The following is a 13,217-nucleotide window of genomic DNA, read 5'->3' as shown; positions in this document are numbered from 1 at the left end:
GCGGTCCGGGCGGGGAACATGGAGCCAGATCAAAGGGAACCGGCAGCCGGTTGTGGTTTTCTACAACGGGGCCCCGGGCGCCTCGAAGGTGCCGGACGGGCACGCTTCGAAGGCCCAGGAAAGTTCGACCAGGGTGTCCGTCGATTCCAGCCGCGCACCAGTTAGCTGTTCGAACTTCTGAAGCCGGTAGCGCAGGGTATTTTCGTGAACTGAGAGGGAGTTGGCGGCCGTGGCGATCCGCCGGTCGTGGGCGAGGTAGTGGCGGACCGATTCCAGAACGATCCGGCCGAACTCTGCGTCGGTGCCGAAGGGTTCCAAGTAGCGGCGTCGCAACACTGCTCCGACGTCGGGGTCATCGGCGGCGGTACGCCAGGTCAGGTCTTCAAGGCAATAGGAGCCGGCGCGCGGGCGCCGCAGCGCGGCCGTAAAGATGCGGTCGGCTACTGCGCGGGAGTGCGGCAGCTCCGTCAGCTGACCTTCGGGGCCGGTGGCTACGGTGGCGTCCGGCACATCGTTGGGCTGGGCGGCGACGAAACCCACGACGTCGCCCCCCAGTACGGTCAGGACTCCGTCGCCGGCCCGCAGCTTCGCCGCCAGGGCGTCGAGGAGCCGGTCCGGTGAGGAGCCGGCGTGCGGACGCGCCCGCAGGGCGCGGTAATCCCGTCCAGGATCGATTCCGAAGTCCGTGGCGCGGGCCGCCAGTTCGGTCTCGGCCAATGTCCCGGCCAGGGCGGCACGGAGGAATCCCTGCCTGAGCTCGTGATCGCGGACAGCCTGCCGGACGCTGCTCTCGCGGTACGACTCCACCAGGGCGGCCGTATAGGAGTCGCTGACGCCCCACAGAGTTCGATGGGCAGAGAGCAGTTCGCGGTCCCCGAGGTGCAGATTCTGGGCGATCTCGATGAAGCGCTCCTGGATCACGGCCATCGAGAGGCGGTAGCCGCGCATCACATCTTCGATCCGAAGGCCCTGGTGGAAACGGATCTGGGCCACCCGGGCTTCCGGTGCCAGCTGCGCGGACTCTGGCACGGCGCCGGACTTGACCGCCTGGATGGCCATCCGCAGATTCTGCTCTACCGAAGCGCTGATGTCCTCCTCGGCCACCCCTCGGTAGCCAACCTCCGCGACGCACCGCTGCACGCTGAGGGCCTTCAGCGCGTTCAGATCGCGGAACAGCAGGTCGGCCACCGCTTCAATGGTTGGCGGGGACATCGGGGTTCGCGCACCAGATCTGGGTTCCGTCGGACTTGAAGAGCATGGTGCGCTCGCCCGTGGACCGGTAGCGGACCCAGAGGATCTTTCCGTCCGGGGTGGCGAGCTCCACGGTCGCGGGGACCGGCACGCCGCCGGGCCGGAGCACCATCACGGGTGCCCCGGCCGGCAGGCCCAGCCAATTGGTGGCCCAGACCAGTTCGGCGGGCGCCGGCTTAGACGGCTTCAAGCACGCTGACATAGTTCGCAATGCCGACGCCGCCCATGTTCTGTACCGCGGCCCGGCGCGGCGCCGCCAGCTGCATGTCCCCGGCCGTGCCGGTGAGCTGCATCGCGGCGATGACGTGCTGGGAGACCCCGGTGGCGCCGACCGGGTGGCCCTTGGCCTTGAGCCCGCCGGAGACGTTGACCGGGAGCTTTCCGTCCTTGAAGACCCAGCCTTCCTCGATCGCCCGGGAGCCCTGGCCGGGCTCGGTCAGGCCCATCACCTCGTACATCAGCAGCTCGGCGATGGTGAAGCAGTCGTGCACCTCGGCGAAGTCCAGGTCCTCCAACCCGACGCCGGCCATGCCGAGGGCTCGATGCCAGGAGGCGCGGGTCGCGGCGAACGCCGTCGGGTCCCGGCGCTCGGCGGGGAAGAAGTCGTTCGCCTGCCCGAAGCCGGCCAGCCGGACCGGGGCGGTGGCCCCGCCGGTGGGGGCGACGGAGAGCACGACGGCGGCGGCGCCGTCGGAGACGGGGGAGCAGTCGGTGCGGCGCAGCGGATCGGCGACCATCGGGTTCTTATCCGACACGGTCCGGCAGAACTCCTCACCGAGGTCCTTGCGGAGCTGGGCGTAGGGGTTATCGACGCCGTTGCGGTGGTTCTTCGCCGCGATGGTGCCCAGGGCGTCGGAAACAGCGCCATGGCGCTTCTCGTAGTGCTTGGCGACCTCGGCGAAGAGGCCGGTGAAGCCGGTGGTGGAGGGCTTGCCGGCCATGTCGTAGTCGGCGCCCAGCAGGGCGGCGCCCACGACGTCGGCCCCGGCCTGGGTCATCTTCTCCGCGCCGATCACCAGGACGGTCTTGGCGGTGCCGGCCAGCAGCGACTTGGTGCCCTGCTGGAAGGCGGCCGAACCGGAGGCGCAGGCGTTTTCCACCCGGGTGGAGGGCACGTTGGCGAGCTGCTCGGAGACCTGCAGGGCCAGCGAGGACGGAAACGCCAGCGGCATCATGCCGGAGTTGAACTGGCCCAGGTAGACCTCGTCGATCTGGCCCGGCTCGATCCCGGCGTTGCCGATCGCCTCGGTGGCGACCTGCACGATCAGGGATTCCAGGGTCTCCTCGGTCAGCTTGCCGAAGCGGCTGTGGCCCCACCCGGTGAGCAGGACGTCCTTGCCGAACTGGTCCTTCAGGCTCATGCCCGGGCCTCCTCGAGCGCGTCAGTGGTCTCTTCCAGGGCGGGATCGACGTCGAACTCCGCCTCGGTCTTCCCGCGGATCTCCTCGACCGTGACGCCGGGGGCGAGGCGCGTGAGCGTCAGCCGGCGGCTCCCGGTGCCTTCGTTCTTTACCAGGTCGAAGACGGCCAGGTCGCTGATGATGCGGTCCACGCAGCTCAGGCCGGTCAGCGGCAGGGTGCACTCCTTGACGATTTTGGCGGTGCCGTCCTTGGCGTTGTGTTCGGTAAGGACGACGACGCGCGGTGTGCCGGCCACCAGGTCCATGGCGCCGCCCATGCCCTTGACCATCTTGCCGGGGATGGTCCAGTTGGCCAGGTCGCCGGCGCCGGAGACCTGCATGGCGCCGAGGATGGCGACCTTGACGTGACCGCCGCGGATCATGCCGAATGAGGTGGCGGAGTCGAAGATGCTGCCGCCGGGCAGGACCGTGACGGTCTGCTTGCCGGCATTGATCAGGTCCGCGTCCTCGTCACCTTCGTAGGGGAACGGGCCCATGCCGAGCAGGCCGTTCTCGCTCTGCAGCACGACCCGCACGCCCTCGCGCAGGTTGTTGGCCACGAGCGTGGGGATGCCGATGCCGAGGTTGACGTAATCGCCGTCGTTGAGTTCTTCGGCCGCGATGGCGGCCATGTCGTTGCGGGTCCAAGCCATGGTGAGTCTCCTGGAAAAGTGTCGGTGGGGCGGATCAGACCGCGGCGGGGGCGGCTTCGGCGCGGGGCCGGACGGTGCGCTGTTCGATGTCCTTGACCCGGTCGGTGGCCTGGACCAGCCGCTGGACGAAGACGCCGGGGGTGACGATGTGGTTCGGGTCCAGCTGGCCGGGTTCGACGATCACCTCGGCCTCGGCGATGGTCACGGCGCCGGCGGTGGCGACGACGGGGTTGAAGTTCTGCGCTGTGTAGCGGTAGATCAGGTTGCCGTCTGTGTCCGCGGTGTGCGCGTGGACCAGGGCGACGTCGGCCTTGATGGCGCGCTCCTGGACGTACGTTTCGCCGTCGAACTCCGCGAGCGGCTTGCCTTCGGCCACCAGGGTGCCGACGCCGGTCTTGGTGTAGAAGGCGGGGATGCCTGCGCCGCCGGCGCGCATCCGCTCCGCGAGCGTGCCCTGTGGGGTGAACTCGACCTCCAGCTTGCCGGCCAGGTACTGCTCGGCGAAGAGCTTGTTCTCACCCACGTAGGAGGCGATGACCTTGCGGACCTGGCCGGCCTCGATCAGCAGGCCCAGGCCCTTGCCGTCCACGCCCATGTTGTTGGAGACAACCGTGAGGTCCCTGACGCCGGAGTCCCGCACGGCCTCGATCAGGTCCGCGGGGATGCCGCTGAGGCCGAAGCCGCCGACGGCGAGCGTCATGCCGTCCCGCAGGACATCCTGCAAGGCGGCGGCTGCGCTGTTTCTGAGCTTGGACATGGCATCTCCTCGTTGAGCGTTCGAACTGTTGGCGGGCCGGCGGGGCCGGAGCCGCCATCCACTTTGTGGACTGTTGACCTGATGAAGGAGCTTAGGGTGTGGTGTGGAACACTGTCAACGCGGGAAATTCCCGGAATTCCATGGATTTCTACAGTGTGGACGGTAGGCTGTGAGCTGTCCATATTGTGGATGATTAGGTCGCTTTTGAGCGGTTGGAGGGTTCGGATGAGTGCGGTTCCGGTGCAGGGCGCGCAGGTGGTCAGCCGTGTGGCGGCGCTGCTGCGGATCGTCGGGCGGAAGCCGGAGGGGTCCGGGCTGGCCGAGCTGGTCCGCGAGTCCGGGCTGACCCGGCCCACCGTGCACCGGCTGCTGAGCTCGCTCGCCGCGGAGGGGCTGCTGGACCAGGATCCGGTCAGCGGGCACTGGGTGCTGGGCCCGGAGATCCTGCTGCTTGGGTCTGTGGCCTCGGCCCGGTTCCCGCTGGAGGACATCGCCCGGCCCAGCCTGCGCCGGCTCGCCGAGGAGACGGGAGAGAGCGCCTTCTTCTCCATCCGCCGCGGTGCCGAGACCGTGTGCCTGCTCCGGGAGGAGGGCAGTTTCCCGGTGCGGTCCTTCGTCCTGCACGAGGGGGTCCGCTTCCCCCTGGGGGTGGCCTCCGCCGGGACGGCCATCATGGCGTTCCTGCCGCCCGAGGAGCAGGAGGAGATCCTGTCCGGCTGGGAAGCCCACGCGGGAAGTTTCGCTGCCGGGCACACGGAGGACCGGGTCCGGGCCAACCTGGAGCTGACCCGGTCCACGGGCTACTCGGTCAATCCCGGGCTGGTCCTGGAGGGCAGCTGGGGGATGGGCGCGGCCGTGTTCGACCGGCGGGGACGCCCGGCCTGGGCGCTGTCCCTGACCGGCATCGAACCCCGGTTCCGCGGCGAGCGGGGCGAACAGCTGGGCCGCCTGCTGCTGGACGAGGCGCACCGGATCTCACTGCAGCTGCAGGGCGCCTAGGGGTTCTTGGCGCTCATTCGGGGCGAGGTTCGGCACGGGTGGTGCCGGCGGGCGGGGGTGGCTGACCGTCCGGGGGCACATTGCCACGGACACGCCGACGACGACGGCGGGAACCGGCGTCGTCGGGCTCCGAAGTGCCCCCGGACGGAGCCCCAGCGGGGCGCTAGGCGGTTACTGCTTCCACCAAGTGTCGAAGAGGGACACGGGAACGGTCCGCTTGTGCCGGGTCTGCAGGTACCGCTTCTCGATCATCTCGGCGGCCGCCTCGGGGACGTCCCGGCCCTCGAGGTAATCATCGATCGTGTCGTAGCTCAGGCCCAGTTCGTCCTCGTCGGTCCGGCCGGGCGTGTTGTCGAGCAGGTCCGCCGTCGGCACCTTTTCCCAGATCCGTGCCGGGGCGCCGAGTTCGGCCAGCAGGGCCCGGTTCTGGCGCTTGTTCAGGCCGAAGAGCGGGAGGATGTCCGCGCCGCCGTCGCCGAACTTGGTGAAGAAGCCGGTGACAGATTCGGCGCCGTGGTCCGTGCCGATCACCAGGTAGTTGCGCTCGCCGGCCAGGGCGTATTGGGCGGTCATGCGGGTGCGGGCCTTGGTGTTGCCCTTGTGGAAGTCGGAGATGCCGTCGCCGGTGGTCTTCTCGAACTCGTCCTCGAAGCCGTCGACGGCGGCCGAGATGTTGAAGGTCCACTCGGTCTTGGCCTTGATGAAGTCGAGCGCGGCCTGGGCGTCCTCCTCGTCGTGCTGGATGCCGTAGGGCAACCGGACAGCGACGAAGTCGGCCTCCGTGCCCTCGGCTTCGAGCTCCTCGACCGCCAGTTGCGCCAGCCGGCCGGCCAGCGAGGAGTCGAGTCCGCCGGAGATGCCCAGGACGAAGCCCTTGGTGTGGCTGGCCTTGAGGTATTCCTTCAGGAACGTGACGCGTTTGCGCACCTCCCCGGCCGGATCGATCCGGGGCTGCACGCCCATTTCCTCGATGATCTTCGCCTGGAGTTCACGCATGTCCCTCAGCCTAGTCAGCGGCATCCCCCGGGCTCAACTGTTGCCGGTCTCCCGGCCTCCGGTGCGGAATCCGCGGCGCTTTCGGACCGGGGCGCCGCGGACCCGGGGTGCGCCGGTCCGTTTCCGCCGCGGCGGTCCGGAACCCGCGCGGAAATGCGCCCTCCCCGGCCCTGCCGCCCGGGTCCGGACCGGCGTAGCGTATGGCCATGGAGTCCACGGGATGTGTGGTGGCGGGCGGCGGTCCGGCCGGCCTGATGCTGGGCCTGTTGCTGGCGCGGGCCGGCGTGCGCGTGACGGTCGTGGAAAAACACGCCGACTTCCTCCGCGACTTCCGCGGCGACACCGTCCACCCGTCCACGGTCCGGCTGATCGACGAGCTGGGACTCGGTGAGGAGTTCCGCCGGCTGCCACAGAGCAAGTTGCGGAGCGTGGTCCTGCCGGTGCCGGGCGGTCCGCCGGTGACCCTGGGCGACTTCGCGCTGCTGAAGCCCCCGTACGACTACATCGCCATGATGCCGCAGTGGGATTTCCTGAACTTCCTGGCGGCGGCCGCGGCCGAGGAGCCCGGCTTCACCCTGCTGATGAGCCACTCCGCCACCGGCCTGATCCGAGACGGCGGGAGGGTCCGCGGCATCCGCCTGCGCCGACCGGACGGCAGTGAGGAAGACCTGCGGGCGGACCTGGTGGTGGCGACCGACGGCAGGCATTCCGCGCTCCGGGCCGCGGCCGGCCTGGCCCCGAGGGAGTTCCCCGTCCCCTTCGACACATGGTGGTTCAGGCTCCCGCGGCATGCCGAGGAAGCCGGCGAGGTGGCTGGCCTGATCCCGGCACTCGGCCCGGGCGAGGCGCTGATCGCCCTCAACCGCACCGATTACTACCAGATCGCGTACTTGGCGCCCAAGGGAGCGGACGCGCGGATCCGGGCCGAGGGGGTGGAGGGCTTTCGACGGCGGATCGCGGCGCTGCGGCCCGACCTCGCCGACCGGGTGGATGCCATCGGGTCCCTCGATGACCTGCACTGGCTGGACGTCCGGCTGGACCGGCTGCGGTCCTGGCACCTGAACGGGCTGCTCTGCATCGGCGATGCGGCCCACGCTATGTCCCCGGCGGGCGGCGTCGGCATCAACCTCGCCATCCAGGATGCCGTCGCCGCCGCGAAGCTGCTGGCCCCGGCCCTGCTGCGGGGCACCGTCGGTGCCGGGGACCTGGAGAAGGTGGAACGACGGCGTCGCCCGCCCACCGTGATCGTGCAGACCGCGCAGCGCCTGATGCACCGGGCGATTTTTGGTCCGGTGATGGCCGGGAAGCGGACCAGGGTGCCGGGCCTCGTGATCCTGCTGGCCCGCCGGCTCCCGGCCATCCGCGGCCTGATGCCACGGCTGATCGGCTTCGGGCCGTTGCCCGAGCATGCCCCGGCGTTTGCGCGCCGCGCCGGGGCAAGCCCGCAGGCCCGGGCCTAGCGCCGTCAGCCGTGTGGTGGTCCCGCGAAGGTTGCCCAGGTGAGGCCGGCGGTGATGCCGATGACGAGGATGAGGACGGCCGCGCCAACGGCTGTCCGGGAAGCCCACGGCCGGGGTGAGAAGTCGCCGGCGCCCGGCGTGTCGGGGCCGGCTGCCCGGAAGACGGGGGCGATCCAGCGCAGGTAATAAAACAGGCTGGCGATAGTGTTCACGGCGGCGATGACCGTCAGCCACCAGAACCCTCCGTCCAAGGCCGCCGTGAAGACCGTCAGTTTGCCGAGGAACACGGCGGCGGGCGGGGTCCCCACGAGGCTGAGGAGCGCGACGACCAGGGCCCCGGCGTGCCAGGGCCGGGCACTGCCCAAGCCCTGGAACCCGGCGAGGGTGCGCCGGTCAGGGTACGCGGCTGTGACTGCGAAGGCGGCCAGGTTGGACACGGCATAGCCGGCGAGATAGACCAGCAGCGCCGGCAGGGCCAGGGGCACGCTCCCGGCGACGGCGACGGGCATGAGCAGGTAGCCCGCCTGGCTCACGGTTGACCAGCCCAGCAGCCGTCGCGGATCGTCCTGGGTGTAGGCGGCGAGGTTCCCCAGGGTCATGGTCAGCGCGGCCAGCACGGCGATCAGCAGGGGCCAGTTCACCGTCCCGTGGACCGCCTCCAACAAACGGTAGGCGGCGATGAATCCGCCCACTTTGGGCACAGTGGTGGCGAAGGCCGCGCTGGCCGTTCCCGCACCTTGGGCGGCGTCGGGGACCCAGAAGTGGCCCGGCACGGCGCCCGCCTTGAACATCAGCCCGGCGATGATGCCGAGGAGGCCGACGGCGATCGCGGCGCCGGGCGCACTGGCCAAGCCGGCCGCCAGGCCCGCGTAGCCGGTGGTCCCGGCGAGCCCGTACGTGATGGTCACTCCCAGAAGCAGCGCAATGCCGAACAGCGCGCCCATGAGGTAGGTCTTGAGGGCCGCCTCCGCCCCGCTCCGGGTTCGGTTCATTCCGATCAGGGCATACAGGGGAACGCTGGCCAAGAGGAATGCGACGGCGAGGACCAGCAGGTCGCTGGTGCCGGCCAGTACGACGGCGCCCAGCGCGGCGAGCAGGACAAGGGCGTGGTGTTCGCTTTCCCTGTCGGTTCCCTTGAGTTCGTCCCGGCCGAGCAGGATAACCAGCAGCGCGGAGACTGCCACTATCAGCCGGGCCGCCCCGGTGGCGGCGTCGACGGTGTAGCTGCCGTCGTACACGCTGGACACCGGCGCGCCGAGGGCGGCCACGGCAGCGGCAGCCGCGCCAAGCAGCGCCACAATGGCGATGAGCCGGGTGATCCACTGCCGCTGGCGGGCCAGGAAGGAACCGGTGAGCAGGGCGGTGATGGCGCCGGCCAGCAGGAAGATCTCCGGCAGCAGGGCCAGCGGGTCCGGGCCCGAATGTGCGGCTTCGGTCAGGAGTAGAAGAGTCACCGGTTACCGCCGAACCAGGGTAACTATGGCGTCGGCCGCCGGGGTGATGACAGCCAGCAGGGGCGCGGGGAAGACTCCGACGACGGCTGAGAGGACCAGCAGGGACCCTGCGGAGAGCATCTCCGCCGGGCGGAGGTCCGTGAACCCCTCGGCCCTGCCCTTGACCGGGCCGGTAAATATCCTCTGAAGGGCGCGGAGGAACAGCGCCGCGGTGGTCACGATCCCCGGCAGTGCAATGGCGGTGAGCGGGACGGCCCCGATGCTTCCGGCGAAGATCTGGAACTCGGCGATGAAGCCGCTGAAGGCCGGGAGGCCGAGGGAGGCGAACGCCGCGACGGCGAAGAAGCCGGCAAACTTCGGTGCCGGCGCCGCCAGCCCGCCGAAGGCACCCATGTCGTAGGTCTTGGCCCGGTCCTGCAGGACCCCGGCCAGCAGGAACAGCGCCCCGGTGATCAGGCCGTGGCTGACCATTTGGGTGACGGCGCCGGTGACGGCTGTGGCGCGGACCGTTGACCCCGCGCCCGTGGCGGCTCCGGCCGCTCCGAGGGCGATCAGGATGTAGCCCATGTGGTTCACCGAGGTATACGCGATCATCCGCTTCAGATCGCTCTGGGCCAGCGCGACCAGGGCGCCGTACAGGACCGAAAGGATCCCGACGGTGAGGATGGCCGGGGACCAGGCCCGCCAGGCCTCCGGCAGCAGCGGCATGGCAATCCGGACAAACCCGTAGGTGCCCATCTTCAGCAGAATTCCGGCCAGCACCGCGGAACCCGTGGCCGGGGCATCGGTATGGGCCGGAGGCAGCCAGGTATGGAACGGCACGGTGGGTGTCTTGACCGCCAGGCCCAGGAGAATCGCGGCGAGCACGAAGCCGCCGGCGGGGTTGCTGCGGAAAGCGTTCGCCGCGGCGAGTTCGGGAATGTCGAAGGTGTGGGGATCGGCGCCCAGGTACAGGCCGATGAAGCCAACCAGCAGGGCGAGGGAGCCAAGGAAGGTGTAGAGGAAGAATTTCATGGCGGAGCGGGCGCGGTCTCCGTGGCCCCATCCGGCGATGACGAAGTACATCGCCACGATCGATAGGTCAAAGAAAAGAAAGAACAGGATCAGGTCCTGCGCCGCGAACAGGCCGAGGCAGGTTGTCTCCAGGAACAGGAAGAGCGCCGACCGGGCCCTGACCCGGTCCCGGGACTTCCAGTCATAGACGGCACAGGCCAGAAAGATGACCGTGGACAGCACCAGCAGCGGCAGCGACAAGCCGTCCACGCCCAGGTGGTAGCTGCTGCCGACATTGGGTATCCACCGCAGTCGTTCCTCGTAGGCCAGGCCGCCCGGCCCGGGGTCGCGGTAACCGGCCCAGAGGCCGACGGCCAGCACGGCCTCCACGCCCGCCGTCGCGGCGAACACCGTCCGTGCCGCGGAGTCCTTCAGCCGGGGCAGTCCGGCCAGCACCGCCGCTGCAGCCAGTGGCAACACAATAATCAGGCTAAGCACACTTACCTCACGAAAATCAGGAGAACCGCGGCACCCACGAGGAGCAGCACCGCCTGGGCGTAATACTGGTGGATCAAACCGGTCTGCGGCCGCTTGGCCTGCCGGCCCGCGCTGCGGAAGCCGCGGGCCACGGCTTCGACGCCACGGTCTACCGCGGCATCGGCCCGGGACGCGGGACCGGCGGCCTTGACGATCGTCCGGGCCATCGCCATAACGCCGCGGTCCAGGACCCGGTCATCGAACAGCGCCAGGGCGTGCGCGGCCCGCTCAACCGGGCGGACCACGACGGCGGCCGCGGCCCGCTCCAGTCCGAACCAGTCCGCCGCGTGCCCGGCCCGGACGGAGGCGGGACGCCACAGGCTGTAGGCCAGGACCGCGACGGCCAGGGCCGCGGACGTGATCAATTCGGCAACGCCCGGCTCCGCGCCGCCACCCACGGCGGCGCTGACGGCCCTGCCGACCGGGCCGGAGACCAGCAGGCCACCGACGGCGGCCGCGGCGGCCAGGGCAGCGACCGGAAGAATCTGCCCGGGCTCCACCCGGCGCGTGCCCTTCTCTTCCGTGTCGTAGGCGGCGGCTGCATCTGCTGGCAGGGGCCGCCACACCAAGGCCAGGGCCTTGCCGGCGTAAGCCGCGGACAATGCGGCACCGGCGAGGCCTGCGGCATACAGGGCCGGGGATACCTCAAGGGCGGCGGCGAGCACATTGTCCTTGGTGGCCCAGAGGGACAGGGGCGGCATCCCGGCCAGGCTCAGCGCCCCGACGGTAAAGGCGGCCCCCAGGACCGGCCAGCGGCGCGCGGCACCCCGGAGCGCCGGAAGCTGCTTGGTGCCCAGGGCGGCCAGCCAGGCCCCGGCGGAGAGGAACAACGCAGCCTTCGTCGCCGCGTGGGCCATCAGGTGCGCGGCGCCGCCGGCCACGTCGCCGACGCCGGCACCCATCACGACGAACCCGAGCTGCGCGGCCGTGGACGCGGCGAGCAACTGCTTCAGATCCTCCTGCGCGAGCGCGATGACCCCCAACAGGACGGCCGTGGCGGCGCCGGCCCAGGCCGCCGTCGTCGGGCCCCAGGCCGTGGCGGCGAGCAGAGGCTGGGTCCGCAGCAGCAGGTAGCCGCCCATGGCGACCATGGCGGCCGAATGCAGCAGCGCGCTGACCGTGCTGGGGCCCTCCATGGCGCGGGACAGCCAGAAGCTGAATGGCAGCTGGGCGGCCTTACCGAGGGCGGCGGCCAGGATTCCGGCCGTAGCGGCGTCCCGCCATCCCGGGGGCAGGCCCGCGAGGGAGCCAAGGTCCAGCGTTCCGCCGCCGGCAAACGCCGCTCCCGCCGCAAGGTACAGCCCCAGGTCGGCGGTTCGGGTGGTGATAAAGGCGGTCAGGCCGGAGCCGACGCGGTGGCTGTCACGCCAGTTGAAGCCGATCAGCGCGAAAGAGGCTGCCCCCATGAGTTCCCAGGCGAAAAGGAGCGCCGCTAACGTGGCCGCCGTCAACGTCACCAGGACCGCGGCGGAGAAGAGGAGCATCAGGCCGTGGAAGCGGGCGGCGGCGGGGGTCCCCTCAGCCGCGGCGAAGACCAGCACCAGCAGCGTCACCGCGGCCACGACCGGGAGGATGAGGGCCGTGAGGCCGTCCACGGTGAGCCCGAAGGAGGTTCCGGCCATGAACGGCGCGCTCCAGGAAGGCCGGGCGGCGGCCAGCGCCGCGGTAGCGGCGAGCACCAGGAGGGAGACCCCAATGGCGGTGCCCGGCGCGATGCGGTCGGCCCGGTGGCCGGCGACGCACAGCCCGGCACCGGCGGCGGCCGGAAGGAGGATCGCGAGGATCAAGAGGACGCTCATTCGGAGAGCTCCGTGGCCATGTCCGTCATGTCCGTCTGCTGGGACCGGTGCAACAGTGTCGCCACGGCAAATCCCAGCGCCATTTCGACCGTCATCGCCGCGATCACGACCAGCAGGAGCACCTGGCCGTCCGGTGCGGGGGCGAGGAACCACCAGAAGCCGGCGGCGGCCAGGATGACTCCGTTGATCATCAGTTCCAGTCCCATCATGACCATGACGACCACCTGCTGGGACAGCGCGCCGTAAAGTCCCACGCTGAAGAGCGCGGCGGCAGCCACCAAAACCAGGGGCAAGCTCATCAGCGCCCACCTCCATGGTGTCCATGATCGTGCGGGGCGGTCCCGCCGTCGGATCCGGTCCCGCCGAGATCCGTGCCGCCGGCGGCATCCCCGGGGGCAGCCAGGGGCGGGGGGTGGTCCCGGTAGCGGCCGCGGGGATTGGCAAGGACCACGGCGGAGACGAGGGTGGCGAACAGCACCGGACTCACCGTCAGCATCACGAGCATCTTGTTGCCCATGATCGCCTCGCCCAGCGAGGCCGTGAGGTCCACGGCAGGGGCGCCGCGGCGGGCCGGCCAGGGCACCAGGAACGCCCCCGCGGCTAACACTACGAAGACGCCGCCCGCGATCAGGAGGGAACCCCGTTTGTTGTGCACCATGTCCATGGGCATCAACGCCGGGTTCATCCCCATGAACATGACCATGAAGATGGCCATGATGGCCATCTCCATCACCATCATCAGGATCGTCACCACGCCGATGTAGTCCAAGCCGAACTGCAGCATCATGGCGCCGACGGCGACGAAGGACACAGCCAGGGCGTAGGTGGCCCGCGCCATGGAATCCGTGCGGAACACGGCTATGCCGGCGGCTACGGCGATCAGGGCAAGTGCGGCAAAAATAACGGTGGTCAGCATGT

The 13,217-nt window shown here is 70.1% G+C and carries 13 protein-coding genes; 2 read left to right on the top strand and 11 right to left on the bottom strand.

The annotated features are described in order from the left end of the window. Window positions 1-60: 60 nt before the first annotated feature. Genes ABC337_RS06265 through ABC337_RS06245 form a run of 5 tightly spaced genes read right to left on the bottom strand, consistent with a single transcriptional unit; the run spans window position 61 to window position 4,061 of the window. Window positions 61-1,188 carry a PucR family transcriptional regulator gene (locus ABC337_RS06265; protein WP_412884710.1) on the bottom strand — a complete coding sequence of 376 codons (1,128 nt, stop codon included), beginning with the start codon at window positions 1,186-1,188 and terminating at the stop codon, window positions 61-63. Between the two features lie 4 nt (window positions 1,189-1,192). Beyond that, complete coding sequence (locus ABC337_RS06260; protein ID WP_412884711.1) at window positions 1,193-1,441, bottom strand: hypothetical protein; 249 nt, start codon at window positions 1,439-1,441, stop codon at window positions 1,193-1,195. Beyond that, entirely contained in the window at window positions 1,428-2,612 is a 1,185-nt protein-coding gene (locus ABC337_RS06255; protein WP_412884712.1) for an acetyl-CoA acetyltransferase, read from the bottom strand. Before ABC337_RS06255 ends, ABC337_RS06260 begins: the two co-directional genes overlap by 14 nt. Further along, window positions 2,609-3,304, bottom strand: coding sequence for a CoA transferase subunit B (locus ABC337_RS06250; protein WP_400160143.1), 696 nt, complete (start codon window positions 3,302-3,304; stop codon window positions 2,609-2,611). The genes ABC337_RS06255 and ABC337_RS06250 overlap by 4 nt, the downstream gene beginning before the upstream one ends. Before the next feature lie 34 nt (window positions 3,305-3,338). Next, window positions 3,339-4,061 carry a CoA transferase subunit A gene (locus ABC337_RS06245; protein ID WP_400160144.1) on the bottom strand — a complete coding sequence of 241 codons (723 nt, stop codon included), beginning with the start codon at window positions 4,059-4,061 and terminating at the stop codon, window positions 3,339-3,341. A gap of 225 nt (window positions 4,062-4,286) precedes the next feature. On the opposite strand from ABC337_RS06245, the gene ABC337_RS06240 reads away from it, so the two are divergent. Then, window positions 4,287-5,060 (top strand): IclR family transcriptional regulator, encoded by a 774-nt coding sequence (locus tag ABC337_RS06240; RefSeq protein WP_400160145.1) that lies wholly within the window; start codon window positions 4,287-4,289, stop codon window positions 5,058-5,060. A 171-nt stretch (window positions 5,061-5,231) separates the two neighbouring features. On the opposite strand, the gene nadE is transcribed toward ABC337_RS06240, so the two are convergent. Then, a complete protein-coding gene (gene nadE, locus ABC337_RS06235; protein ID WP_412884713.1) occupies window positions 5,232-6,056 on the bottom strand; it encodes an NAD(+) synthase in 825 nt (274 codons plus the stop codon). A gap of 206 nt (window positions 6,057-6,262) precedes the next feature. Here nadE and ABC337_RS06230 point away from each other — a divergent pair, with 206 nt between their 5' ends. After that, on the top strand, window positions 6,263-7,516 hold the full coding sequence (locus tag ABC337_RS06230; protein WP_412884714.1) for an FAD-dependent oxidoreductase: 1,254 nt from the start codon (window positions 6,263-6,265) through the stop codon (window positions 7,514-7,516). A gap of 5 nt (window positions 7,517-7,521) precedes the next feature. Here ABC337_RS06230 and ABC337_RS06225 read toward each other — a convergent pair whose 3' ends face one another. The 5 genes from ABC337_RS06225 to ABC337_RS06205 are packed head-to-tail and all read right to left on the bottom strand — an operon-like array spanning window position 7,522 to window position 13,215. Then, the gene (locus ABC337_RS06225) at window positions 7,522-8,970 is read right to left on the bottom strand and encodes an NADH-quinone oxidoreductase subunit N (protein WP_412884715.1); all 1,449 of its coding nucleotides are present in this window, start codon (window positions 8,968-8,970) and stop codon (window positions 7,522-7,524) included. A gap of 3 nt (window positions 8,971-8,973) precedes the next feature. Beyond that, window positions 8,974-10,461, bottom strand: coding sequence for a complex I subunit 4 family protein (locus tag ABC337_RS06220; RefSeq protein WP_412884716.1), 1,488 nt, complete (start codon window positions 10,459-10,461; stop codon window positions 8,974-8,976). A 2-nt stretch (window positions 10,462-10,463) separates the two neighbouring features. After that, complete coding sequence (locus ABC337_RS06215; RefSeq protein ID WP_412884717.1) at window positions 10,464-12,299, bottom strand: proton-conducting transporter transmembrane domain-containing protein; 1,836 nt, start codon at window positions 12,297-12,299, stop codon at window positions 10,464-10,466. Beyond that, window positions 12,296-12,598, bottom strand: coding sequence for an NADH-quinone oxidoreductase subunit NuoK (locus tag ABC337_RS06210; protein WP_400160528.1), 303 nt, complete (start codon window positions 12,596-12,598; stop codon window positions 12,296-12,298). The genes ABC337_RS06215 and ABC337_RS06210 overlap by 4 nt, the downstream gene beginning before the upstream one ends. After that, a complete protein-coding gene (locus tag ABC337_RS06205) occupies window positions 12,598-13,215 on the bottom strand; it encodes an NADH-quinone oxidoreductase subunit J (RefSeq protein WP_412884718.1) in 618 nt (205 codons plus the stop codon). The genes ABC337_RS06210 and ABC337_RS06205 overlap by 1 nt, the downstream gene beginning before the upstream one ends. Window positions 13,216-13,217: the final 2 nt, after the last annotated feature.

The organism is Arthrobacter phoenicis, assembly GCF_047238215.1.
Taxonomy (GTDB): Bacteria; Actinomycetota; Actinomycetes; order Actinomycetales; family Micrococcaceae; genus Arthrobacter.
Note: the sequence above shows the minus strand (reverse complement) of the source record. Positions and strands in the feature narration are given on the sequence as shown.

What these genes read in the sequence shown, in the direction of transcription:
- nadE (WP_412884713.1), bottom strand. Translation starts at nt 6,056, where the DNA reads ATGCGTGAACTCCAGGCGAAGATCATCGAGGAAATGGGCGTGCAGCCC.
- ABC337_RS06210 (WP_400160528.1), bottom strand. Translation starts at nt 12,598, where the DNA reads ATGAGCTTGCCCCTGGTTTTGGTGGCTGCCGCCGCGCTCTTCAGCGTG.
- ABC337_RS06205 (WP_412884718.1), bottom strand. Translation starts at nt 13,215, where the DNA reads ATGCTGACCACCGTTATTTTTGCCGCACTTGCCCTGATCGCCGTAGCC.
- ABC337_RS06230 (WP_412884714.1), top strand. Translation starts at nt 6,263, where the DNA reads ATGGAGTCCACGGGATGTGTGGTGGCGGGCGGCGGTCCGGCCGGCCTG.
- ABC337_RS06255 (WP_412884712.1), bottom strand. Translation starts at nt 2,612, where the DNA reads ATGAGCCTGAAGGACCAGTTCGGCAAGGACGTCCTGCTCACCGGGTGG.
- ABC337_RS06245 (WP_400160144.1), bottom strand. Translation starts at nt 4,061, where the DNA reads ATGTCCAAGCTCAGAAACAGCGCAGCCGCCGCCTTGCAGGATGTCCTG.
- ABC337_RS06250 (WP_400160143.1), bottom strand. Translation starts at nt 3,304, where the DNA reads ATGGCTTGGACCCGCAACGACATGGCCGCCATCGCGGCCGAAGAACTC.
- ABC337_RS06215 (WP_412884717.1), bottom strand. Translation starts at nt 12,299, where the DNA reads ATGAGCGTCCTCTTGATCCTCGCGATCCTCCTTCCGGCCGCCGCCGGT.
- ABC337_RS06240 (WP_400160145.1), top strand. Translation starts at nt 4,287, where the DNA reads ATGAGTGCGGTTCCGGTGCAGGGCGCGCAGGTGGTCAGCCGTGTGGCG.